We start from the raw sequence: 22,618 nt of genomic DNA on the forward strand, positions 1-22,618 counted from the left end.
CAGCGCGCTTTTACGAATCCCGAATCCCGAATCACGAATCCCAACGCATCAATCAGGCGACGCAAGCCGCCGAAACGAACAAAGTTAATCGGAGCAACCACAATGAGTCAGGGCAAGATCGTTCAGATCATCGGCGCCGTCGTCGACGTCGAGTTCCCGCGCGAGTCCGTGCCGAAGGTGTACGACGCGCTTAAGGTCGCCAACACCGAGATCACGCTCGAAGTGCAGCAGCAGCTGGGCGACGGCGTCGTGCGCACCATCGCGCTCGGCTCGACCGACGGCCTCAAGCGCAACCTGGTGGCCAACAACACCGGCAAGGGCATCTCGGTGCCGGTCGGTGCCGGCACGCTGGGTCGCATCATGGACGTGCTGGGTCGCCCGATCGACGAAGCCGGCGACGTTGCCGCTTCCGACCATTGGGAAATCCACCGCGCCGCTCCGTCGTACGAGGACCAGTCCTCGGGTAACGACCTGCTGGAAACCGGCATCAAGGTCATCGACCTGATGTGCCCGTTCGCGAAGGGCGGCAAGGTCGGCCTGTTCGGCGGCGCCGGCGTCGGCAAGACCGTCAACATGATGGAACTGATCAACAACATCGCCAAGGCGCACTCGGGTCTGTCCGTGTTCGCCGGCGTGGGCGAGCGTACCCGCGAGGGCAACGACTTCTACCACGAGATGAAGGACTCCAACGTCCTCGACAAGGTCGCGATGGTGTACGGCCAGATGAACGAGCCGCCGGGCAACCGCCTGCGCGTCGCGCTGACCGGCCTGACCATGGCCGAGTACTTCCGCGACGAGAAGGACGCCTCGGGCAAGGGCCGTGACGTGCTGCTGTTCGTCGACAACATCTACCGCTACACGCTGGCCGGTACTGAAGTGTCGGCGCTGCTCGGCCGCATGCCGTCGGCCGTGGGTTACCAGCCGACGCTGGCCGAGGAAATGGGCGTTCTGCAGGAGCGCATCACGTCGACCAAGACCGGTTCGATCACCTCGATCCAGGCCGTGTACGTGCCCGCGGACGACCTGACCGACCCGTCGCCGGCGACCACCTTCGCCCACCTCGACGCCACCGTCGTGCTGTCGCGAAACATCGCCTCGCTGGGTATCTACCCGGCGGTCGATCCGCTCGACTCCACCTCGCGCCAGCTCGACCCGAACGTGATCGGCCACGAGCACTACGACGTCGCGCGCAAGGTCCAGTCGACGCTGCAGAAGTACAAGGAACTGAAGGACATCATCGCGATCCTCGGCATGGACGAGCTGTCGGAAGAAGACAAGCAGGCCGTGTCGCGCGCCCGCAAGATCGAGCGCTTCTTCTCGCAGCCGTTCCACGTGGCCGAAGTCTTCACCGGTTCGCCGGGCAAGTACGTCGCGCTGAAGGACACGATCCGCGGCTTCAAGGGCATCGTCGAAGGCGAGTACGACCACCTGCCGGAGCAGGCGTTCTACATGGTCGGCGGCATCGAGGAAGCGGTCGAGAAGGCCAAGAAGATCACGGGTTGATCCGTTGATCTTGTCCCCTCTCCCGCTTGCGGGAGAGGGTTAGGGTGAGGGCTCTGCCTTCACCCTCACCCCAGCCCTCTCCCGCAAACGGGAGAGGGGGACAAAGCAGAAAGGCACGTTCTCTATGGCATCCACGATTCGTTGCGACATCGTCAGCGCCGAGCAGGAAATCTTCCACGGCGAGGCCGAGCTGGTCGTCGCCACCGGTGAGATCGGCGAGCTCGGCATCGCGCCGAAGCACGCGCCGCTGATCACGCGCCTCAAGCCGGGCAAGGTCGTCGTGACCCTGCCGGGCGGCGAGCAGTTGGACTTCGCGATCTCCGGCGGCATCCTTGAGGTGCAGCCCACCGTCGTCACCGTGCTGGCCGACACCGCCGTGCGCGCGCAGGACATCGACGAAGCCGCCGTCCGCGCCGCGAAGGAAGAGGCCGAGCGGATCCTGTCGAAGAAGGATCCGAAGATGAGCATGGAAGAGGCCCAGTCGCAGTTGGCGATGAGCATCGCCCAGCTCAGTGCGCTGGAGCGTCTGCGCAAGAACATGAAGCATTGAGTCCCGCGCTGGCCGCACGGCCGGCTGCGGACAAGAAAAACGCCGGCAATGCCGGCGTTTTTCTTTGGTGCCGAAGCTGCCTCAGCGCCGGTAGACCCAGTGCCGCGAGAGCACGAAGCCTACCGAGGCCAGGACGAGCTCAATGGCCGGTTTGGCGACCCAGGCCCACTGCAGACCCACCGTGTCGTCGACATGGCCCAGAGACCACGTGCTCACCACCGTCGTGGCGATCCACATCGTCAGGAAACGCGCGAACTGTCGCCGCCCCACCTTGGTGTCCTCTCCGGCGAAGGTGACGCGCCCGTTGAGCCAGAAGCCCAGCACGGCACCGCTCACCCGACCCAGGACGTTTGCCGGCTCCACGGCCAGGCCCATCGCGCTCAGCGACACGAACATCGCCCAGTCGACCAGCAACTGGAGCAGGCCTATCACGAGGTAGCTGCTGCCCTGGCGGACCAACGGGGAGCCGGAAAACCATCTGCGCATGCGCACATTCTAGACAGGGCCGCGTCAGGCCGCCGGTGCGGAACCCTCCGGCCTTCAGGTAGTGTCGGGTCGATCCGGGCGGGCATCGCGATTGCTAAGATTCCGCCACATCTTAAGGTCGCACAGCACAGGATGGCCGCATGAACCCGTTACACGTCGTGATCCTCGCAGCCGGCGAGGGCAAGCGGATGAAATCCTCCACGGCCAAGGTGCTGCAGAAGATTGCGGGCAAGCCGATGCTGGGCCATGTGATCGATACCGCGCGCCAGCTGGGAGCCACGGGGATTCACGTGGTCTACGGTCACGGCGGCGAGCAGGTACGCGCGGCCTTCGCCGACCAGACCGATCTGCACTGGACCGAACAGGAGCAGCGCCTGGGCACGGGCCACGCCGTGCAGCAGGCGATGCCGTCCATTCCAGTCGATGCGCGCGTGCTCATTCTTTACGGCGACGTGCCGCTGATCACCACCGAGACCTTGCAGCGCCTGCTGGCCGCACCAGGCCGCATCGCCGTGCTGGTGGCGGACCTGCAGGACCCGACCGGCTACGGCCGCATCGTGCGCGACACGCAGGGGCGTGTCGGCCGCATCGTCGAACACAAGGACGCAGACGACGAGCAGCGCGAGATCCGCACCGTCAATACCGGCATCCTCGTGGCCGATGGCGAAGCACTGCGTCGCTGGCTTCAGCATCTGGGCAACGACAACGCGCAGGGCGAGTACTACCTCACCGACGTGTTCGCGTCGGCGGCCGCCGAATTCAACGCGGCGGAGATGGTGCATGTGCAGGACCCGCTCGAAGTCGAGGGCGCCAACGATGCATGGCAGCTTGCGCAGCTCGAACGCGCGTTCCAGCGTCGTGCAGCGCGCGCGCTGTGCATGCAGGGCGCCCGCCTCGCAGACCCCTCGCGTTATGACCAGCGAGGCGATGTCCGTGTCGGTCGTGATGTGGAGATCGACGTGGACGTCGTGCTGGAAGGCAACGTCGTGCTCGGCGACGGCGTGCGCATCGGCCCCTTCTGCCGGCTCAAGGACGTGACGCTGGGCCCGGGCACGGAGGTGCGTGCGCACTGCGACATGGACGGCGTCATCGTCGAAGGGGCCGCGCAGATCGGTCCCTATTCGCGCCTGCGTCCGGGCACCGTGCTGGCCGACGGCGTGCACGTGGGTAACTTCGTCGAGACCAAGAACACGCGCATCGGCGTGACCAGCAAGGCCAACCACCTCACTTACCTGGGCGACACGGTGATCGGTGCGGGCGTCAACGTCGGCGCGGGTACCATCACCTGCAACTACGATGGCGTGAACAAGTCCAGGACCACCATCGAGGATGGCGCGTTCATCGGCTCCAACTCCTCGCTGGTGGCGCCGGTCACCATCGGCAAGGATGCCACCATCGCCGCGGGCTCCGTCGTCACGCGCGATGCGCCCGAAGGCAAGCTCACCGTCGCGCGTGCGCGGCAGGCGACCATCGAAGGGTGGCAACGGCCGAAGAAGAAGCCGAAGGTGTAGGCGGACGTCAGGATCTTCGCCGCAAGTAAGGGCGTTGCCGGTGACGAACAGTGGGAGGAAAGTGCCCGCCTTGCCTCGCAGCACAGGCAAGACGTCCGTGGAAAAAGGCCGCTGAAAAGCGTGTCGCTGCGCTGATCCTCGCATTGACGCCCCAACCGCCGAACTTCGCGACCAATGTGCGTGATCGCGACGGGCCGGTCGAAATTAACACCGGGCGCGGATGTGCATTGCGAGACAGTTTCGCCGATCGATGCCGTACGACGCGAAGTCAGCCCGGGTGGCTGCGTGATCAGTGCGCGACTCGGTTCGCATCGAGTGCGCCGAAGAGAGTTCGCCAAGCTTCACGGCCGGCTGAGTGGCCCTGCCGTGAAGCTGACAAGAAAGTGCGAACGCCGTAGTCGGCTTACTCCACCGTCACCGACTTGGCCAGGTTGCGCGGCTTGTCCACGTCGGTGCCGCGGGCGAGGGCGGCGTGGTAGGCGAGCAGCTGCACGGGGATGGCGTGCACCACCGGCGACAGCACGCCGACATTGCGCGGTGCGCGGATCACGTGCACGCCTTCCGACGGACCGAACTGGCTGTCTTCGTCGGTGAAGACGAACAACTCGCCGCCGCGCGCGCGCACTTCCTGCATGTTGGACTTCACCTTCTCCAACAGGCTGTCGTTCGGCGCGATGACGACGACCGGCATCGCCGCGTCCACCAGCGCCAGCGGGCCATGCTTGAGCTCGCCTGCCGGATACGCCTCGGCGTGGATGTAGGAGATTTCCTTGAGCTTGAGCGCGCCTTCCAGGGCGATCGGGTAGTGCACGCCGCGACCGAGGAACAATGCGTGCTGCTTCGGCGCGAAACGCTCCGCCCACGCGGTGACCTGCGGCTCCAGGTTGAGCGCGTGCTGCACGCTGCCGGGAAGGAAGCGCAGCGCGTCGAGATACTGGCCTTCCTGCTCCACGCTCAGGCGGTTCTGCAGCTTCGCCAGCGTGGCCGCCAGCGTGAACAGCGCCACCAGCTGCGTGGTGAAGGCTTTGGTGGAGGCCACGCCAATCTCGGCGCCGGCGCGGGTGTAGTAGACCAGCTTGCTGGCGCGCGGGATCGCGCTCTCCGGCACGTTGCAGATCGACAGCGTGCGGTCGTGGCCCAGCGACTTGGCGTACTTCAGCGCCTCCATCGTGTCGAGCGTTTCGCCCGACTGCGAGATGGTGACGATCAGGTGCTTCGGGTTCGCCACCGCCTTGCGGTAGCGGTATTCGCTGGCGATCTCGACCGAACACGGCAGCCCGGCGATCGCTTCGATCCAGTAGCGCGCGGTAAGGCCGGCGTAGTAGCTGGTGCCGCAGGCGAGGATCTGCACGCCGTCCACGTCGCGCAGCACGTCTTCGGCCTTGGCGCCGAACAGCAGTGGGCTGAAGGCATTGGCGTCCATCACCGCTTCGATGGTGTCGGCGATGGCGCGCGGCTGCTCGTGGATTTCCTTCTGCATGAAGTGGCGGTACGGGCCCAGCTCCAGCGACGCCAGCGAGACGTCGGACACGTGCACTTCGCGCGCGATCTCCACGCCGTGCACGTCGAACACGCGCACGCCCTGGCGGGTGACTTCGGCGGTATCGCCTTCTTCCAGGAAGATCACCTGGCGCGTGGCCTGCAGGATCGCCGAGACATCGCTGGCGACAAAGTTCTCACCTTCGCCCAGGCCCACCAGCAGGGGGCAACCCATGCGCGCAACGATCAGGCGCTCGGGCTCGCGCTTGCTGACCACGGCGATGGCATAGGCGCCCACGAGTTCGTGCACGGCCTTCTGCACGGCGGTCAGCAGGTCCGCGCCCTGCGACTGATGGAAGTGGATCAGGTGGGCGATGACTTCCGTGTCGGTCTGCGACTCGAACACGTAGCCCTTGGCGCGCAGCGCTTCGCGCTGCTCGTCGTGGTTCTCGATGATGCCGTTGTGCACCACCGCCAGCTCGCCGAAGGAGATGTGCGGGTGCGCATTGGCCTCGGTCACGCCGCCGTGGGTGGCCCAGCGGGTGTGGCCGATGCCGAGCGTGGCGCTGAACGCCTCACTCTGCGCGGCGGCTTCCATCTCGGCCACGCGGCCGGTCCGGCGCACGCGGCGGACGTTGCTGCCGTCGAGCACGGCGATGCCGGCGGAATCGTAGCCTCGGTATTCCAGGCGCTTGAGGCCTTCGATGAGCACCGGCACCACGTCGCGGTCTGCGATCGCACCAACGATTCCACACATGCAGCGCAACTCCAGAGCAGGAAGGCGACCAGTTTAGCGGGAGGTACGCGACGCCTGCTGTACAGCGGACAGCCGGGTGTCCGCGCGGACGCCCCGGACACGGTGCGTCCGACGCAAGTGGTTGAAATTTAAGACATGAGAAGTTGGCACGGTCCATGCTCGTAATGAGGGCATCCCGACTCGTCCCAGACCGCATGATCCGCGACACCTCCGGCCAAGACCGCGTTATCGCCGCGCCTCCCGCCCATCCCCGCCGCAAGCAGCTGCTCATCGGCGGCGGCGTGGCGGCCGCACTGCTGCTGGCCTTGAGCGTGCCCACGCTGGGCCGCTGGCTCGGCGCCGGGCAGTCCGTGAGTGGCGAGCGCCTGCGCACGGCCGAGGTCCATCGCGGCACGCTGGTGCGGGACGTGGCGGTGCAGGGGCGCATGGTCGCCGCCGTCAGCCCGACCCTGTACGCGCCCGCCGCCGGCACCGTCACCCTGAAGGTCCGGGCCGGCGACACGATCAAGCAGGGCCAGACGTTGGCCTTGATCGACAGCCCGGAGCTGCGCAGCAAGCTCGTCCAGGAGCAATCCACCCTCGCCAGCCTGCAGGCCGAAGCCGGCCGCGCCGCGCTGGACGCGCAACTGGCGCGCTCCACCGCGCAGAAGGCGCTGGACCAGGCCGAGATCGACCGCACTGCCGCCCTGCGCGACCTGGAGCGCAGCCAGCGCGGCTTCGAGGGCGGCGCGGTGTCGAGCATCGAGGTCGCCCGCGCGCAGGACACGCTGAAGAAGGCCGACATCGGCCTGTCGCACGCACAGCGCGACTACGGCCTGCAGGATCGCGGCGCCGGTCTGGACACGCGCAACAAGCACCTGCTCGCGCAGCGCCAGCAGGCGCTCGTCGACGAACTGCAACGCCAGGTGGACGAACTCAACATCCGCTCGCCCGTGGACGGCATGGTCGGCACGGTCAACATCACCGACCGCACCGTGGTGCCGCTGAACCAGCCGCTGCTGGTGGTCGTCGACCTGCGCGAGCTGGAAGTGGAACTGCCCGTGCCGGAAAGCTACGCCGACGACCTGCGCCTGGGCATGGGCGCGGAGATCAGCTACGGCGGGCAGAAGTACAACGGCACGCTGCGTTCGGTTTCGCCTGAAGTGGTGAACGGTCAGGTGATGGCGCGCGTGCGTTTCGCCGAACAGCAGCCCGACAACAAGCGCCCCACCGGCCTTCGCCAGAACCAGCGCGTCAGCACGCGCGTGATGATCGAAGAAAAGCCCAACGTGCTGATGGTCCAGCGTGGCCCGTTCCTCGACACCGGCGGCGGTCGCGTCGCCTACGTCATGGACGGCGACACCGCCGTCAAGACTTCCATCACCACCGGCGCCAGCAGTCTGTCCGACGTGGAAGTGCTGTCGGGCCTGAAGCCGGGCGACCGCATCGTCATCTCCGACACCACCGCATTCAACGGCGCCGACGAAGTCATGGTCAACGATTGAGCCGCGCGACGCATCACACCCGCATCCACATCGACGAACACACGCACCACCAGGAGCCCGCCATGCTGAAGATGACCCACCTGAGCAAGGTCTACCGCACCCACATGATCGAGACGCATGCGTTGCGCGGCTTCGACATCCACGTGCGCGAAGGCGAGTTCGTCGCCGTCACCGGGCCGTCGGGCTCGGGCAAGACGACGTTCCTCAACATCGCCGGATTGCTGGAGGATTTCAGCGATGGCGACTACCTGCTCGACGGCGTATCGGTGAAGGGCCTGGACGACAACGCACGTTCGCGGCTGCGCAACGAGAAGATCGGCTTCATCTTCCAGGGCTTCAACCTGATCCCCGACCTCAACCTGTTCGACAACATCGACGTGCCCCTGCGCTACCGCCGCATGGGCGCGGCCGAGCGCAAGCAGCGCATCGAGCATGCGTTGGGCCGCGTGGGCCTGACCTCGCGCATGAAGCACTACCCGTCCGAACTCTCCGGCGGCCAGCAGCAGCGTGTCGCCATCGCACGTGCACTGGCCGGTTCGCCGCGCCTGCTGCTCGCCGACGAGCCCACCGGAAACCTCGATTCGCTGATGGCGCGCGGCGTGATGGAGCTGCTGGAGGAGATCCACGCGCAGGGCACGACCATCGTGATGGTCACGCACGATCCGGAGCTCGCCGCGCGCGCGCAGCGCAACGTGCACATCATCGACGGCCAGGTCACCGACCTCGACGATGCCCCGCGCCTGGGCGGCGAAGTGGCCGCCGCGACCGCCGCCGCCGCTGTGACGGCCGGCTGAGGAGGGCGCCCATGTTCACCTACTACCTGCGCCTGGCGATGATCTCGCTCAAGCGCAACCGCATCCTCACCGCGTTGATGGTCACGGCGATCGCATTGGGCATCGGCATGTCGATGACCTCGATGACGGTGCTGCACATGATGGCCAGCAACCCGATGTCCTACAAAGACGAACAGGTCCGCCGCGTGCAGCTGGACAACTGGGACGTCAACGAGCCGTGGGACGAGGACAACCCGACCGAGCCGCCGGACCTGATGACCTATCAGGACGCCAACAACCTCGTGCAGGCGCACAAGGCCGAGCACGAAGCGGCGTTCTTCCCCAACGTGCTTCCGCTGGAGCCGGACAAGCGCGAGATCAAGCCCTACATGGTCGAAGCGCTGTTCACCACCTCGGGTTTCTTCCCGATCTTCGAGCCGCCCTTCCGCTACGGCACCGGCTGGACGCCCGCCGAAGACCGCAACGCCGCGCGTGTGGCGGTGATCGACAGCGAGACCAACGACAAGATCTTCGGTGGCGAGAACAGCGTCGGCCGCAAGCTTCGCCTGGGTGGCGAGGACTTCACCGTCGTGGGCGTGCTGGAGAAGTGGAGGCCGACGCCGCGCGTCTACCATGTCGCCAACGGCGCGTTCAACGATCCGCAGTCGGTGTTCGTGCCGTTCGCCTTCGGCATCGAGAAGCAGCTCAACAGCAACTCCAACAACAGCTGCTACAAGGATTCCGGGCCGGGCTATCAGGGACTGCTGACATCGGACTGCATCTGGATCGACATGTGGGTGCAGGTCAAGGACGAGGCCGACGCGCAACGCTACCTGAGCTTCCTCAACGACTACGTCGGCGAGCAGAAGAAGGCCGGCCGCTTCCCGCGCCCGGTGAACAACCGCGTGTACACCGTGTCGCAATTCCTCGAGGCGCAGCGTGTCGTCGGTCGTGACGTGCGCACGCAGGTGTGGCTGGCGTTTGCATTCTTCGCGGTGTGCCTGATCAACACCGTGGGTCTGCTGCTGGCCAAGTTCATGGGCAAGGCGCCGGAAATCGGCCTGCGTCGTGCGGTGGGCGCCAGCAAGCCGGCGGTCTTCGCGCAGTACCTCACCGAATCGGGGCTGGTCGGCGTCGCCGGCGGTTTGCTCGGGCTGGTGCTGACCGGGCTGGGCCTGCTTGCGCTGCGCAAGCTCTACGCGGGCACCTCGATCGAGAAGCTTGCGGAGCTGGACTGGACCATGGTCGGCCTGTCGTTGCTGATCGCCCTGGTCGCCAGTCTGATCGCCGGCCTCTACCCGACGTGGCGCGCCTGCCAGGTGCAGCCGGCCACGCAGCTGAAGACGCAGTAATCGCGAGGACATCACCATGGAATTCCGCCCGATCCTCAACGCGCTCCTGCGCAACAAGACCGGCCTGCTGCTGATCGCGTTGCAGGTGGCGATCACACTGGCCATCGTGTGCAACAGCGTCTTCATCATCCTGCAGCGCATCGAGAAGGTGAACCGCCCCAGCGGCATGGACGAGCAGTCGCTGTTCACCATCACCAGCCTCGGCTTCGCGCCGGACTTCGACCTGCGCGGCAGTCTGCGCCAGGACCTGGAGGCGCTGCGCTCCATTCCGGGCGTGGTCGACGCGACCACGATCAACTCCGTGCCGCTGTCCAACGGCGGCTGGAGCGAAGGCCTCGAAACGCAGCCCGACAGCGTCCCGCAGGAGCAGCGCAAGAACACGCCGACTGCGCTCTACATCGTGGACGAGCACGGCGTGAACACGCTCGGTGCGCATCTGGTGGCCGGACGCGACTTCACCGCCGACGACGTGAGCTATCGCAGCCGCGACGACAAGGGCACGCCGAACTCGGTCATCGTCACGCAGGCGCTGGCGGACCAGCTCTACCCCGACGGCAACGCGCTCGGAAAGCCCATCTACAGCGGCCTGGGCGGCAAGGGTTCGTCCAGCACCATCGTCGGCATCCTGGAGCGATTGCAGGCGCCGTGGGTGGGTTGGGACAAGGTCGAGCACGCGATGCTGGTGCCGCAGTACCAGGACGGCGAGTTCGACAGCTCCGCGCGCTATCTCATCCGCACCGAGCCCGGCCGACGCGACGAAGTGATGAAGCAGGCCGAGCGCAAGCTGGGCGAGGTCAACACGGGCCGCATCGTGCGCGGATTGCGCTCGATCGAGGAAGTGCGCGGCGAAAGCTACCGCCAGGACCGTGCCATGACCATCGTGCTGACCACGGTGATCTTCTCGCTGCTGGCCGTCACCGGCCTGGGCATCGTCGGCATGGTGAGCTTCTGGGTGACGCGACGCGTGAAGCAGATCGGAACGCGCCGCGCGCTGGGTGCGCGACGCTTCGACATCCGCCGCTACTTCATGGTGGAGAACGTGATCGTGGTCGGCATCGGCATCGCGCTTGGCCTGCTGATGACCTACGGCTTCAACCTGTGGCTCATGAAGCACTACGAACTGCCGCGCCTGGCGTGGTACTACGCGCCGCTGGGCGCGCTGACCGTGCTGCTGCTGGGACAGCTGGCGGTGTTCGGCCCGGCCACGCGCGCCTCGCGCGTGTCGCCGGCGGTGGCGACGCGGACGGTATGACGTAGCGTCGGCATCCACGCATTCCGGCCGTCATTCCCGCGGGGCGGGAATCCGGCTCCGGCGCCTTAACTCTCCGGAGGCGCCGGAGCCGCACGCCTCGTGCCCGCTTTCGCGGGGATGGCCGCCGGGGTTTTCACCGCGGCGCCGTTCGCCGCCTGCCCACTGCTACCCTAAGCCCCGATGCGGACCATCCTCGTCATCGACGACAACCACGCCGTGCACGTCGCCCTCGACGTGCTGTTCTCGCTGGCCGACCTGCGCGTACTCAGCGCGGAATCGCCCGAGGAAGGCCTGCGGCTGCTGGAAGACGAGACGATCGACCTCGTCATCCAGGACATGAACTTCACCGCCGACACCACGTCCGGCGAAGAAGGCATCGCCCTGTTCCGCACCATCCGCGATCGCTTCCCCGACCTGCCGATCATCCTGCTCACCGCGTGGACGCGGCTGGAGTCGGCCGTGGCGCTGGTGAAGGCCGGCGCCGCCGATTACCTGGGCAAGCCGTGGGACGACCACAAGCTGATGACCACGGTGACCAACCTGCTGGAACTGGGCGAGGCCAACCGCGCGCTCGCGCAGCACCGCGACGGCGAGCGCCGCCGTCGCCAGGAACTGGAACGCCAGTACGACCTGCGCGGCGTGGTCTTCAACGATCCGGCCAGCGAGCGACTCATCAGCCTGGCCTGCCATGTCGCGCGCGCCGATGTGCCGGTGCTCATCAGCGGCCCCAACGGTGCCGGCAAGGAGCGCATCGCCGAGATCATCCAGGCCAATTCCTCGGTGCGCGACGGCCCGTACGTGACGCTCAACTGCGGCGCGCTGCCGTCGGAGCTGATCGAAGCGGAGCTGTTCGGCGCGGATGCGGGCGCCTACACCGGCGCCAACCGCTCGCGCGACGGCAAGTTCGAGGCCGCCGATGGTGGCACGCTGCTGCTGGACGAGATCGGCAACCTGCCGCCCGCGGGCCAGATGAAGCTGCTGCGCGTGCTGGAAACCGGCCGCTTCCAGCGCCTGGGTTCCAACCGCGAGCGGCAGGTGAAAGTGCGCGTGATCGCGGCGACCAACGCCGACCTGCCGGCGATGATCCGCGCCGGCACGTTCCGCGAGGACCTCTACTACCGTCTCAACGTGATCGAACTGCGCGTGCCGCCGCTGGCGGAACGTCGCGGCGACATCCTGCCGCTGGCCGAATCCTTCCTGGAAGGACGCCGCCGTCTCAGCGACGCGGCACGCGGCGCGCTGCTGCGGCACGCGTGGCCGGGCAACGTGCGCGAGATGAAGAATGCGATCCAGCGGGCGCTGCTGCTCGGGCATGCCGACGTCGTGGAAGCCGAAGAACTCGGGCTTCCCGCAACGCCGTACTCGCCGCGAATGCAGGCCGACGGCGAGCTCGACCGCGAGACGATCGAAGCCGCGCTGCAACGCGCCGGCGGCGTGATGAGCCAGGCCGCGGCCGACCTCGGGCTGAGCCGCCAGGCGCTGTACCGCCGCCTGGACAAGCTCGGCATTGCGCGGTGATGCGATGCAACCGCGTGCACGCCACTTCTCGATGGCCGGAAAGCTCGCGCTGCTGCTGTTCGCGGCAATGCTCGCGGCTGTCGCGCTGGGTGCGCTGCTGGTCGACTGGCTCGACAACGCACTGCTCGGCGCCAGCCTGACGCTGCTGGTGTGCGCCATCGTCGCGCCGTGGATCGCGCAACGTTACCTGGCGCGCCAGTTGAGCCTGTTCCGCGCGCTGTCGGGATCGGTGGCGAGTTTCCGCGACGGCGACTTCAGCTTCAGCGTCACGCGCCCGTCCAATGACGAACTCGACGATCTCGTCGAAGCGCACAACGAGCTCGGCCGCGTCCTGCGCGAGGAACGCCAGTCGCTGTTCCAGCGCGAACTGCTGCTGGACACCGTGGTGCAGAACACCCCGACCGCGCTGCTGCTGACCGAGAGCCGCGGCGCGATCGTCTACGGCAACCTCGCCGCGCGCCAGCTCTTCCACGACGGCCGCAAGATCGAAGGCCTGAAGTTCGCGCAGCTGATGGAACGCACGCCGGCGCCGCTGCGCGAAGCGCTGGGCGAAGGGCGCGACCGACTTTTCAGCTTCGAGCACGCCGGCCAGGAAGAGACCTACCATCTCGCCCGCCGCGATTTCCACCTCAATGGACGCGTGCACACGCTCTACATGTTCAAGCGCCTGACCGCCGAGTTGAACCGTCAGGAAGTGGCGACGTGGAAGAAGGTGATCCGCGTGATCAGCCACGAGCTCAACAACTCGCTGGCGCCCATCACCTCGCTCGCGCACTCCGGCGCGGAGCTGCTGCGGCGCGAGGATTACGAAAAGCTCGGCCGCATCTTCGAGACCATCGAAGAACGTGCGCGCCACCTGCACGGCTTCCTGCGTGGCTATTCCAGCGTCGCCAAGTTGCCTGTGCCGGAGCCGGAGCGTGTGGAGTGGGTGCCGTTCCTGTCGCGGCTGCAGCAGCATTACGCATTCCAGCGCGGGCCGGTGCCGTCGGAGCCGGCGAACTTCGACCCCGCGCAGGTGGAGCAGGCGCTGATCAACGTGCTCAAGAACGCGCACGAGTCCGGTTCGTCCCAGGACGAGGTCACGCTGACCGTCCGCCAGATCGGCCGCATCGTGCGCGTGGAAGTCAGCGATCGCGGCCCCGGCATGTCCGATGCGGTGCTGGCGAATGCGCTCGTGCCGTTCTATTCGACCAAGCGCACCGGCAGCGGCCTGGGCCTGGCACTGGCGCGCGAGATCGCCGAGGCCCACGGCGGCCGCATCGCGCTGGCCAACCGCGAGGGCGGCGGCCTGACGGTGAGCCTCAGCCTGCCGGTGGAGTGAGGGGCTGTCGATCCACCACCCCAGCGTTCGTCGTACTCAGGAACCGATCGGGTTCCGACGCGGAGGACCGCATGCGCAAGCTCATCGTTTCCGAGTTCATCAGCCTTGATGGTGTGATCCAGTCTCCCGGCGGCGCGGAGGAAGACACCAGCGGCGACTTCCGCCTGGGCGGATGGATCGTTCCCTATGCCGACGAAGCCGGTGGCCGCGACCTGCACGAACTGCTTTCGCAGCCGTTCGACCTGCTGCTGGGGCGTCGCACCTATGACATCTTCGCCTCGTACTGGCCGCAGGTGCCGACGGATTCTGGCGCCCACGCCATCGCCGACCCGTTCAATCGCGCGACCAAGTACGTCGCCACGCACCGGGCCGACGACCTTGACTGGAAAGACAGCCAGGCGCTGGAAGGCCACCTCTCCGACGCGGTGAGCGGCCTCAAACGTCAGGGCGGCAAGACCTTGTTGACCTTCGGCAGCGGCGAGATGGTTCGCCAACTGCTGGCCGCCGGACTCGTCGACGAGCTTCGGCTGCTGATCCACCCGTTGTTGCTCGGACGCGGAAAGCGCCTGTTCGGCGACGACGCATCGCCTTCCGCCTTCACCCTCGCGCATTCGATCACCACGCCCGGCGGCGTGCTGATCAACCGCTACGTGCGCGATGGCGAGGTGCGGACCGGGACGTTCGACCAAGGCGGCTAAGCGCCGCCGGCGTCATGCACGACGCAGCGCGATGGTCTCCCACGTGGCCACGATCATCAGGATCAGCGTCGTCGCCATGCCCAGCGCCAGCGGGGACAGCAGGTGCGCCAGCGCCGCCGGTGCCAGCGCGGCGAGCAGGACGATGCCCACGCAGTGCGACAGCGGCGGGCCGCGGCGGTCGTTGCAGACCCACTTGAACAGCGCCACGCCCAGCAGGTAGAGCATCGGCCCGCCGATCATCGCCGCGATCGCGGCGCGGCCGTCGCCTTCGAAATGGTCCGGGTGCGCCAGCGACAGCTCGTCCGCCACGGCGCAGACGATGACGCCGGCGATGATCAGCAGATGCAGGTAGGTGTACGCCAGTCGCGCCTGGCGTCCGGGGTCGTCCGAGTGCGCGATGCGATGGCTGGCGCGCTCGGCGCCCGTGTCGAAGTAGATCCACCACATCGCCACGCTGCCGAGGAACGCCACGACGAACGCAGTAACGGTCGGCGTCGTCCACGCCTGCCCGGCGAACGTGGCGCCGGTCACCAGGACCGACTCGCCCAGCGCGATGATCACGAACAGCGCGCACCGTTCCGCCAGGTGGTGGCCGTCGACGTCCCAGTCGATGGTGTGCGAGCGTCCCATGCCCGGTACGTAGAAGTAGAGCGCGGGCGCGAGGTACTCGATGGCGACCGCCGCGACCCACAAGGCCGCGCGCGTCGGTCCCTCGGACAGCCCGCCCACCACCCAGAACGCGCCCGACACCATCAGCCACAGCGCGATGCGCACGAAGTTCTCGTGGAGCACGCGATGACGGCCGCGCATCGCCACGGCGACGAACAACGTTCGGCCCACCTGCATCGCCGCGAACACCGCGCCGAACACGAGTCCACGATCCGAAAACGCCTGCGGAATCGAGGACGACAACAGCAGCCCGCCGAGCATCAGCGCGAACAGCAGCATCCGCACCGGCGTGCGATCGGGATCCAGCCAGTTGGTCACCCACGAGGTGAAGATCCACAGCCACCACACCGCCAGGAACAGCAGCAGTGTCTGCAACGCGCCTTGCACGGTCAGGTGCTCCAGGAGCGTGTGCGAGAGCTGGGTCACGGCGAACACGAACACCAGGTCGAAGAACAGTTCGACCATCGCGACGCGGTTGCTGTCGGCGGTGCCACGTTCACGCAGGAGGGGAGAGGAGGGCTTCGTCATGCGGGCTCGGGTGTGCGGGGGCGGCGGTCGGCGGAAGGCGCAGTGCCAAGGGTGGCACATGCGCCGGCCGGAGGCCTTCGCGCGGCGGATGGCGCGCGGGCGACCGCTCCCGGGCGACGGCAGGCGTTAGGCTGTCGCCTGCTTCCTGTCCACGCATGCAAGGAGTCGCCCGTGCCCCTGATGAGCCTGATGCTGGCCGCTGCATCGGTCGCGTCCAACGCACCGCCCGCCGCGATCGACGCGCCCACGCGCGCAGCGATCGAAGCCACCTGCTTCGACTATGTCGACGGCCAGCTGGAAGGCGATCCGGCGCGGGTCGCGCGCGCGCTTCACCCCGACCTCGCCAAGCGGCGCGTGCTGGGCGACACCCCGGACGAACGCCTCGGCCTGCGCCGCATGAGCAAGGAGGAACTGGTCGAGCTCACGCGGCAAGGCGCGCTGAAGACGCCCAGGGAGGCGTGGGACCGCGCATGCACCGTGCTGGACGTGGCCGGCAATGCCGCCGCGGTGCGGGCGGAAACGCCCTGGTTCGTCGACTATTTCCACATGGGGAAGTTCGGCGAGCGCTGGGTGATCGTCAACGCGCTGTGGTACTCCAAGCCGAAGTGAAACGCCGGCCGCGCGCTTACGACGCCTGATCGTTTCGTCACGATCCAGTGGCGCTCGGGAATCGAGTGCCTATCCGCGAACGGTGCGGCGGGACTACTCTGGGTGCGTCCAGTCGGATCCCGTAGCGCAGGGCGCCTGGACGCACCGCCCCGCCCGTCGTTCCAGGAGAAGCCGGATGTCCCGGTATGCCGCCTACTTCGCGAGCATCGTGCTCACGGTGCTGTTCGCCTTCGTCGCCTACCTCGACGCGGACTGGTGGTGGGTCGCGGTCGTGTTCGGCGTGTTGGCGCTGCTGGGCACCTGGGACGTGCTGCAGCGTCGAAGCACGCTGCGGCGCAACTATCCGATCCTGGCCTACTTCCGCTACGGCCTGGAATCGATCGGGCCGGAGATGCGGCAGTACTTCATCGAATCCGACACCGCCGAGGTGCCGTTCTCGCGCCAGCAGCGCGCACTGGTGTACCAGCGCTCCAAGGCCGTCAACGACACGCGTCCCTTCGGCACGCAGCAGGACGTGTACGGCGTGGATTACGAATGGATCAACCATTCGATGGTGCCCGCCGACATCGCCTCGCACGACTTCCGCCTCACCGTCGGCAACCAGGCGAAGCAGCCGTACTTCGCCAGCGTGCTGAACATCTCGGCGATGAGCTTCGGTTCGCTTTCCGCCGCCGCGATCCATGCGCTCAACGAAGGCGCCCGGCGCGGGCACTTCTACCACGACACCGGCGAAGGCTCGATTTCGCCCTACCACCGCGGGCCGGGCGGTGACCTGGTGTGGGAAATCGGTTCGGGCTATTTCGGTTGTCGCAACGCCGAAGGTCGCTTCGATCCGTCGCGCTTCGCCGACAACGCGCAGCTTCCGCAGGTGAGGATGATCGAGATCAAGCTGTCGCAGGGCGCCAAGCCCGGGCACGGCGGCGTGCTTCCGGGCGCGAAGGTCAGCGCGGAAATCGCCGCCACGCGCGGCGTGCCCGAAGGCGTGGACTGCGTGTCGCCGTCGCGCCACACGGAGTTCGCCACGCCCATCGAACTGCTGGAGTTCGTGGAACGGTTGCGTTCGATGTCGCACGGCAAGCCGGTGGGTTTCAAGCTGGCCATCGGCCACCCGTGGGAGTGGTTCGGCATCGCCAAGGCGATGCGCCAGACCGGTCTGCTGCCGGATTTCATCGTCGTGGACGGGGCCGAAGGCGGCACGGGCGCGGCTCCGGCGGAGTTCATGGACCACGTCGGCGTGCCGATGCACGAAGCGCTGATGCTGGTGCACAACACGCTCGTGGGCCTGAACCTGCGCGGCAGCATCCGCATCGCCGCGGCCGGCAAGATCGTCAGCGCATTCGACATGGCCCGCACGATGGCGATGGGCGCGGACTGGTGCAACGCCGCGCGCGGTTTCATGTTCGCGCTGGGCTGCATCCAGTCGCAAAGCTGCCACACCGATCGCTGCCCGACCGGCATCGCCACGCAGGACCCGGCGCGCTGGCGTTCGCTCGACATCCCGGACAAGGCCACGCGCGTGTTCCAGTTCCACCAGAACACGCTGCGCGGCCTGCGCGACCTGCTCTGCGCGGCGGGTCTGGAGCATCCCGAACAGATCGGTCCCGAGCACGTCCTGCGCCGCGTGTCGCCGGTGGAGGTGCGCTCGCTCGGCGCGCTCTACCGTTTCCTCCAGCCGGGCGAACTGCTCAACGGCATTCCCGACCACGCCGTGTTCAAGAACTTCTGGGATCGGGCGCGCAGCGATTCGTTCGGCCTGAAATGAGCCAATGACGTCGTCGGTACGTTGACCGCGCCTGGCTCACCCCGGCGCGTCCATCGGCACCAGCGCGTCGATCGGCGGCAGTTCCGACGGCACGGTGCGGCCGTCGAGCGACCACAAGTCCAGTCCGGCCAGCAGTCCGCCCTGTTCGAAGACGATCGCCACGCAGGAGTGGCCTTCGCGCGTGCACCACTGGAACTGCGCGAGCACGATCATGCGACCTTCCGGCGCGCGCCTGCCGTCGACGGCCACGTCGACGCTGGCGCAGCCGCAGCCGCAATGGCCGACGACGCGCGCCGCGTCCAGTTGCCGCAGGTACACCGCGTTGTCGCGCGTGCCATGCGTAAGCAGCCATCGCAGCACCGCGCGTTCTTCATCGACGAGCGGGCGGTCCGTGCCGACCGTGCGCGCCGACGCTGTGCTCACGGCTGCGCGATCCGGCCGGCCTCACCGGCACGTGCGCCACGCGGCACGCGCGGCACCAGCATCGGCACTTCGCGGCGGTAGGTCGCGTACTCGGGCAGCGCGTCGATCAGGTCGCGCTCTTCCAGGCGGATCGCCACGAGGATGTAGGCCGTCGTCATCAGCGCGAACACCAGGTGCGTGACGGTCATCGTCGGTGTCGCCCAGAACGCGAAGAACCAGCCCACGTACAGCGGATGGCGCACCAGCCGATACGGCCCCGGCGTCTTGAACGGCAGCGGCGTGTACGGGCGCCCGCGGAACTGCAGCCACACCTGGCGCAGGCCGAACAGATCGAAGTGGTTGATCAGGAACGTCGACACCAGCACCAGCATCCAGCCGAATGCGCACGCCGCCAGCAGCAGGGCGCGCCCGGCTTCGTTCTGCACGTCCCACACCACGCCGCCCAGCGGTCGCCATTGCCAGAACAGCACGATCAAGGCCAGGCTCGACAGCAACGTGTAGGTGCTTCGTTCGGCGGATTCGGGAATCACGCGCGTCCATGCGCGCTTGAACGCCGGACGCGCCATCACGCTGTGCTGCAGCGCGAACAGGGCGAGCAATCCCAGGTTGATCGTCAATGCGGCCGCCAGGCTCGTTTCACGCGGCGAGTCCATCGCCTTGGGCACCCACAGGTTGCCGACGAAGCCGATCGCGTAAAGGAACGTCGCGAAGAACACCGCGTAACAGAACACACCGTAGAGCAGGATCAGGGAACGCTTCATGGCGGCCTCGATGCGCCCGGGAGGGCTTGGGGGAAGTGGCCGCAGCATCGTCCCGCGCACGGCGCGAGCACAGGGGAGGGACGTCCCGGCGCCCGCCCGAAGGCGCCGCTACCGGGGGAGGTTTGTCCCGACTAGACTGACGGCAGGTGCGCGCTGGGGCCTTCGGCCATGAAGCAGTCGATCCGTTACCTGACCGCCGGCGATGGCACGCGCCTTGCGTGGTCGTCGATGGGAACGGGCATGCCGCTGGTGAAGGCGGCCAACTGGCTGAGCCACCTGGAATACGACCTGGAAAGCCCGATCTGGCAGCACTGGATGCGCTTTCTGGGCGGCAATTTCCATTTCATCCGCTACGACGAACGCGGCTGCGGCATGACCGGCGGCGATCCGCGCGGCCTGTCGCTGTCGAACTGGCTGTCCGACCTGGAGGCCGTCGTCGATGCGGCGCAGATCGACCGCCCGTTCGCATTGCTGGGCATCTCGCAAGGCGCGGCCGCGTGCCTGGCGTATGCGGTGAAGCATCCGCAGCGCGTCTCGCACCTGCTGTTGTATGGCGGCTACGCGCGCGGCGCATACGAACGCGGCAACGCCGAAGCCGCGCGCATGTACCACGCCATCGTCGACATCGCGCGCGGCGGCTGGGACGACCACAATCCGGTGTTTCGGCAATTGTTCACCGCGCGCTTCATCCCAGGTGCCACCGATGCGCAGGTGCAGTGGTTCAACGAACTCGCGCGCACGACCACCACCGCCGAATCGGCCGGCGCATTGCTCGAAGCGCGCGCCCACGTCAACGTCACCGCACTGCTGCCGCAGGTCACCGTGCCCACGCTGGTGATGCACGGGCGCGAGGACGGCGTGGTGCCGTTGGAAGAAGGCCGCCTGCTCGCCGCCGGCATCACCGGCGCACGTTTCGTCGAACTGGAATCGCGCAACCACGTGCTGCTGGACACCGAGCCGGCATGGCCCCGCTTCTGCGAGGAGATGCTGCAGTTCCTCGGCCGCGACGCCCCGGATGCCCTGTCGGGGCTGACCGGACGCGAACGCGAGATCGTCGAAGGCCTCGTCGCGGGCCGCACCAACGCGGAAATCGCCGCATCGCTGTTCATCAGCGACAAGACGGTGCGCAATGCGTTGACGCGCATCTTCGACAAGCTGGGCGTGCGCTCGCGCACGCAAGCGATGGCGTTGCTGCGCGGCGGTACGCAGCGCGGGTGACGCGTGGGGTGGCTTGCCGGCCGCGAATGCTGAACGGGTCAGGCCATCTGCAATCCGTCTTGCGACGCAGAACGGGCCAAGGCCGCAATCGCGACGGTAGAATGCACGCCCTGCAAGGAGACCTCCCCGGACATGTGATAGCGGCAACTCTCTCGAACGCCTGACCGTGACCTGCCGCCGATGCGGCCATGGACCGGTTGGAACCGCCACGCGGCACAAGTCGGCCGGCGTGGCCTCGATGGAGGATGCCCCATGTCCAACGCGCACATCCGCGCTTGCGATCTTGTTTTTTCATGGCCCGACGGCACGCGCGTGCTGGACGGTCATTCTTTCGTCATCGGCCCTTCGCGTACCGGCCTGGTGGCACCCAATGGTGCGGGCAAGAGCACCCTGCTGCGGCTGATGGCCGGTGAATTGAAACCCGCATCCGGCACGATCCAGGCGCGAGGCGCCGTCGCTTATCTGCCCCAGGGCGTGATGCTCGATGCGCAGGCCTCCGTGGCCGCTGTGCTGGGTGTCGAATCCCGCCTGGAGGCGCTGCACGTCATCGCCGAAGGACGCGGCGCGCCGGCCGATTTCGACCTGCTCGACGGCGAATGGGGCCTGCGCGAACGGATTGCCGCAACGCTGGCGCAAGTTGGCCTGGTCGATGTCGCGTTGTCGCGTCGCCTGGCCAGCCTGAGCGGCGGCGAAGCCATGTCGCTTGCGCTGGCGGCGAAGCTGCTCCAGCGCCCGGACATCCTGTTACTGGACGAGCCGACCAATCACCTGGACAGAGCCCGGCGGCAGCGATTTCGCGAAGTCCTGGCGGACTGGCCCGGCTGTGTGGTGGTCGCAAGCCATGATCGCGAACTGCTCAACGACATGGATCAGATCGCCGAACTCCAGAGCACCGGCCTGCGCCTGCACGGCGGAGGTTTCGATGCGTACCTGCGCGCCGCCGTGGTCGAACGCCAGGCGGCCGAGCAGCGCGTGCGCAACCTGCGTGGCGAAGTGGACCGCGAGAAGCGCGAGCGGCAACAGGCCCATGAGCGCGCGGAGCGTCGCATGGGCAATGCGGCGAAAAACCTCGCCAGCTCGGGCCTGCCCCGGATCGTGGCCGGCAATCGCGAACGCGCCGCACAGCAATCCGCAGGCAAGGCCAGGAACGTCCATGCCGCTCGCCTGGCGAGCGTGGGAGCGCAACTGCAGGACGCCACACGGACGTTGGTGGAAGTCGATCCGGTGGATTTCAGCCTGCCCGCCACGCGTGTAGCGTCCGACCGCTTGCTGTTCTGCGCCGATGGACTGCGCATCCGCCAGGGTGATCGCGTGCTGTTTGGCGAGCGAGGCCTGTCGTTGAGCGTCCGGGGTCCGGAACGGATCGCGCTGACCGGCGCCAACGGTGTCGGCAAGACCACGCTGTTGAAAGTCCTCGCGGGGATGCTGGGCCCCGACGGAGGCACCATCAGGAGCGGCAGCGGACGCGTGGCCTATCTGTCGCAGCGCCTGGAGGGGCTGGACCCTTCGCGGTCGGTGCGCGAGAACCTGGACCGTGCCATCCCCGGCATGCCGGCCAATGAAAGAGCCCGCCTGCTGGCCAGGTTGCACTTCCGCGGCGAGCGCATGCACCTGCCCGTGGCTTCCTTGTCGGGTGGCGAGCGCGTGCGCGTGGTGCTCGCCTGCGTGCTGCATGCCATCCCGGCGCCGCATCTTCTGCTGCTCGACGAACCCACCAACCACCTCGATCTGGAGGCGGTGCGCCAGCTCGAACACGCGTTGAGTGCGTACGAGGGCGCGATGATCGTGGTCAGTCACGACGAGACGTTCCTCGCCTCGATTGCGCCCACGCGAAGATGGGAGCTGACCGCCGACGACCTCCGTGAGATCGGGTGAACGATCCGGCTTCGATGGCCGTGCTTGCGCCACGCGCCGCAGCAAGGTGCACAATCGGGACCGCCACGGCCACGTTGTGAGGGATCGCC

Annotated in this window: 19 protein-coding genes; 14 read left to right on the forward strand and 5 right to left on the reverse strand. The window is 67.4% G+C overall.

The features are described from left to right. The first annotated feature begins 102 nt into the window (after positions 1 to 102). Positions 103 to 1,503 carry a F0F1 ATP synthase subunit beta gene (atpD, locus tag JI752_RS15655; RefSeq protein ID WP_216965803.1) on the forward strand — a complete coding sequence of 467 codons (1,401 nt, stop codon included), beginning with the start codon at positions 103 to 105 and terminating at the stop codon, positions 1,501 to 1,503. Between the two features lie 124 nt (positions 1,504 to 1,627). After that, the gene (locus JI752_RS15660) at positions 1,628 to 2,053 is read left to right on the forward strand and encodes a F0F1 ATP synthase subunit epsilon (RefSeq protein WP_216965805.1); all 426 of its coding nucleotides are present in this window, start codon (positions 1,628 to 1,630) and stop codon (positions 2,051 to 2,053) included. Between the two features lie 81 nt (positions 2,054 to 2,134). Here JI752_RS15660 and JI752_RS15665 read toward each other — a convergent pair whose 3' ends face one another. Next, positions 2,135 to 2,539 (reverse strand): GtrA family protein, encoded by a 405-nt coding sequence (locus JI752_RS15665; protein ID WP_216965807.1) that lies wholly within the window; start codon positions 2,537 to 2,539, stop codon positions 2,135 to 2,137. 140 nt (positions 2,540 to 2,679) lie between these two features. Here JI752_RS15665 and glmU point away from each other — a divergent pair, with 140 nt between their 5' ends. Next, a complete protein-coding gene (gene glmU, locus JI752_RS15670; protein WP_216965809.1) occupies positions 2,680 to 4,050 on the forward strand; it encodes a bifunctional UDP-N-acetylglucosamine diphosphorylase/glucosamine-1-phosphate N-acetyltransferase GlmU in 1,371 nt (456 codons plus the stop codon). 403 nt (positions 4,051 to 4,453) lie between these two features. On the opposite strand, the gene glmS is transcribed toward glmU, so the two are convergent. Beyond that, positions 4,454 to 6,286 carry a glutamine--fructose-6-phosphate transaminase (isomerizing) gene (gene glmS, locus JI752_RS15675; RefSeq protein ID WP_216965811.1) on the reverse strand — a complete coding sequence of 611 codons (1,833 nt, stop codon included), beginning with the start codon at positions 6,284 to 6,286 and terminating at the stop codon, positions 4,454 to 4,456. A 194-nt stretch (positions 6,287 to 6,480) separates the two neighbouring features. Here glmS and JI752_RS15680 point away from each other — a divergent pair, with 194 nt between their 5' ends. The 7 genes from JI752_RS15680 to JI752_RS15710 all read left to right on the forward strand — a co-directional run bounded on the left by JI752_RS15680 (position 6,481) and on the right by JI752_RS15710 (position 14,684). Continuing rightward, positions 6,481 to 7,770 (forward strand): HlyD family efflux transporter periplasmic adaptor subunit, encoded by a 1,290-nt coding sequence (locus JI752_RS15680; protein ID WP_216965813.1) that lies wholly within the window; start codon positions 6,481 to 6,483, stop codon positions 7,768 to 7,770. A 62-nt stretch (positions 7,771 to 7,832) separates the two neighbouring features. Next, positions 7,833 to 8,564, forward strand: coding sequence for an ABC transporter ATP-binding protein (locus JI752_RS15685; protein WP_216965815.1), 732 nt, complete (start codon positions 7,833 to 7,835; stop codon positions 8,562 to 8,564). A gap of 11 nt (positions 8,565 to 8,575) precedes the next feature. Further along, a complete protein-coding gene (locus tag JI752_RS15690) occupies positions 8,576 to 9,895 on the forward strand; it encodes an ABC transporter permease (protein ID WP_216965816.1) in 1,320 nt (439 codons plus the stop codon). A 16-nt stretch (positions 9,896 to 9,911) separates the two neighbouring features. Beyond that, positions 9,912 to 11,147, forward strand: a complete 1,236-nt coding sequence (locus tag JI752_RS15695; protein ID WP_216965819.1) for an FtsX-like permease family protein — start codon at positions 9,912 to 9,914, stop codon at positions 11,145 to 11,147. A gap of 180 nt (positions 11,148 to 11,327) precedes the next feature. Continuing rightward, a complete protein-coding gene (locus JI752_RS15700; protein ID WP_216965827.1) occupies positions 11,328 to 12,665 on the forward strand; it encodes a sigma-54 dependent transcriptional regulator in 1,338 nt (445 codons plus the stop codon). Between the two features lie 4 nt (positions 12,666 to 12,669). Beyond that, the gene (locus JI752_RS15705) at positions 12,670 to 13,986 is read left to right on the forward strand and encodes an ATP-binding protein (RefSeq protein ID WP_216965829.1); all 1,317 of its coding nucleotides are present in this window, start codon (positions 12,670 to 12,672) and stop codon (positions 13,984 to 13,986) included. Positions 13,987 to 14,057: 71 nt separating this feature from the next. After that, positions 14,058 to 14,684 (forward strand): dihydrofolate reductase family protein, encoded by a 627-nt coding sequence (locus tag JI752_RS15710; protein WP_216965830.1) that lies wholly within the window; start codon positions 14,058 to 14,060, stop codon positions 14,682 to 14,684. A 12-nt stretch (positions 14,685 to 14,696) separates the two neighbouring features. Here JI752_RS15710 and JI752_RS15715 read toward each other — a convergent pair whose 3' ends face one another. Beyond that, complete coding sequence (locus JI752_RS15715; RefSeq protein WP_216965832.1) at positions 14,697 to 15,881, reverse strand: low temperature requirement protein A; 1,185 nt, start codon at positions 15,879 to 15,881, stop codon at positions 14,697 to 14,699. Between the two features lie 180 nt (positions 15,882 to 16,061). Here JI752_RS15715 and JI752_RS15720 point away from each other — a divergent pair, with 180 nt between their 5' ends. Further along, a complete protein-coding gene (locus tag JI752_RS15720; protein WP_216966140.1) occupies positions 16,062 to 16,490 on the forward strand; it encodes a nuclear transport factor 2 family protein in 429 nt (142 codons plus the stop codon). Between the two features lie 175 nt (positions 16,491 to 16,665). After that, positions 16,666 to 18,252, forward strand: a complete 1,587-nt coding sequence (locus tag JI752_RS15725) for an FMN-binding glutamate synthase family protein (protein WP_216965834.1) — start codon at positions 16,666 to 16,668, stop codon at positions 18,250 to 18,252. 36 nt (positions 18,253 to 18,288) lie between these two features. Here JI752_RS15725 and JI752_RS15730 read toward each other — a convergent pair whose 3' ends face one another. Next, a complete protein-coding gene (locus JI752_RS15730) occupies positions 18,289 to 18,675 on the reverse strand; it encodes a hypothetical protein (RefSeq protein WP_216965836.1) in 387 nt (128 codons plus the stop codon). Then, positions 18,672 to 19,436: a methanethiol S-methyltransferase gene (gene mddA / locus JI752_RS15735; protein WP_216965838.1), complete on the reverse strand. Its 765-nt coding sequence runs from the start codon at positions 19,434 to 19,436 to the stop codon at positions 18,672 to 18,674. Before mddA ends, JI752_RS15730 begins: the two co-directional genes overlap by 4 nt. Before the next feature lie 168 nt (positions 19,437 to 19,604). On the opposite strand from mddA, the gene JI752_RS19355 reads away from it, so the two are divergent. Beyond that, entirely contained in the window at positions 19,605 to 20,654 is a 1,050-nt protein-coding gene (locus JI752_RS19355; protein ID WP_216965840.1) for an alpha/beta fold hydrolase, read from the forward strand. 252 nt (positions 20,655 to 20,906) lie between these two features. Next, positions 20,907 to 22,529 carry an ABC-F family ATP-binding cassette domain-containing protein gene (locus tag JI752_RS15745; RefSeq protein ID WP_216965842.1) on the forward strand — a complete coding sequence of 541 codons (1,623 nt, stop codon included), beginning with the start codon at positions 20,907 to 20,909 and terminating at the stop codon, positions 22,527 to 22,529. Positions 22,530 to 22,618: the final 89 nt, after the last annotated feature.

Origin of the sequence: Lysobacter sp. MMG2 (genome assembly GCF_016735495.2) — a bacterium.
In the GTDB taxonomy this organism is placed as follows: domain Bacteria; phylum Pseudomonadota; class Gammaproteobacteria; order Xanthomonadales; family Xanthomonadaceae; genus Lysobacter_J.

Coding starts and splice junctions, on each gene's coding strand:
- JI752_RS15685 (WP_216965815.1), top strand. CDS start 7,833: ATGCTGAAGATGACCCACCTGAGCAAGGTCTACCGCACCCACATGATC.
- JI752_RS15695 (WP_216965819.1), top strand. CDS start 9,912: ATGGAATTCCGCCCGATCCTCAACGCGCTCCTGCGCAACAAGACCGGC.
- JI752_RS15710 (WP_216965830.1), top strand. CDS start 14,058: ATGCGCAAGCTCATCGTTTCCGAGTTCATCAGCCTTGATGGTGTGATC.
- glmS (WP_216965811.1), bottom strand. CDS start 6,286: ATGTGTGGAATCGTTGGTGCGATCGCAGACCGCGACGTGGTGCCGGTG.
- JI752_RS15665 (WP_216965807.1), bottom strand. CDS start 2,539: ATGCGCAGATGGTTTTCCGGCTCCCCGTTGGTCCGCCAGGGCAGCAGC.
- glmU (WP_216965809.1), top strand. CDS start 2,680: ATGAACCCGTTACACGTCGTGATCCTCGCAGCCGGCGAGGGCAAGCGG.
- JI752_RS15660 (WP_216965805.1), top strand. CDS start 1,628: ATGGCATCCACGATTCGTTGCGACATCGTCAGCGCCGAGCAGGAAATC.
- atpD (WP_216965803.1), top strand. CDS start 103: ATGAGTCAGGGCAAGATCGTTCAGATCATCGGCGCCGTCGTCGACGTC.
- JI752_RS15725 (WP_216965834.1), top strand. CDS start 16,666: ATGTCCCGGTATGCCGCCTACTTCGCGAGCATCGTGCTCACGGTGCTG.
- JI752_RS19355 (WP_216965840.1), top strand. CDS start 19,605: ATGAAGCAGTCGATCCGTTACCTGACCGCCGGCGATGGCACGCGCCTT.
- mddA (WP_216965838.1), bottom strand. CDS start 19,436: ATGAAGCGTTCCCTGATCCTGCTCTACGGTGTGTTCTGTTACGCGGTG.
- JI752_RS15680 (WP_216965813.1), top strand. CDS start 6,481: ATGATCCGCGACACCTCCGGCCAAGACCGCGTTATCGCCGCGCCTCCC.
- JI752_RS15715 (WP_216965832.1), bottom strand. CDS start 15,881: ATGACGAAGCCCTCCTCTCCCCTCCTGCGTGAACGTGGCACCGCCGAC.
- JI752_RS15690 (WP_216965816.1), top strand. CDS start 8,576: ATGTTCACCTACTACCTGCGCCTGGCGATGATCTCGCTCAAGCGCAAC.
- JI752_RS15745 (WP_216965842.1), top strand. CDS start 20,907: ATGTCCAACGCGCACATCCGCGCTTGCGATCTTGTTTTTTCATGGCCC.
- JI752_RS15720 (WP_216966140.1), top strand. CDS start 16,062: ATGAGCCTGATGCTGGCCGCTGCATCGGTCGCGTCCAACGCACCGCCC.
- JI752_RS15700 (WP_216965827.1), top strand. CDS start 11,328: ATGCGGACCATCCTCGTCATCGACGACAACCACGCCGTGCACGTCGCC.
- JI752_RS15705 (WP_216965829.1), top strand. CDS start 12,670: ATGCAACCGCGTGCACGCCACTTCTCGATGGCCGGAAAGCTCGCGCTG.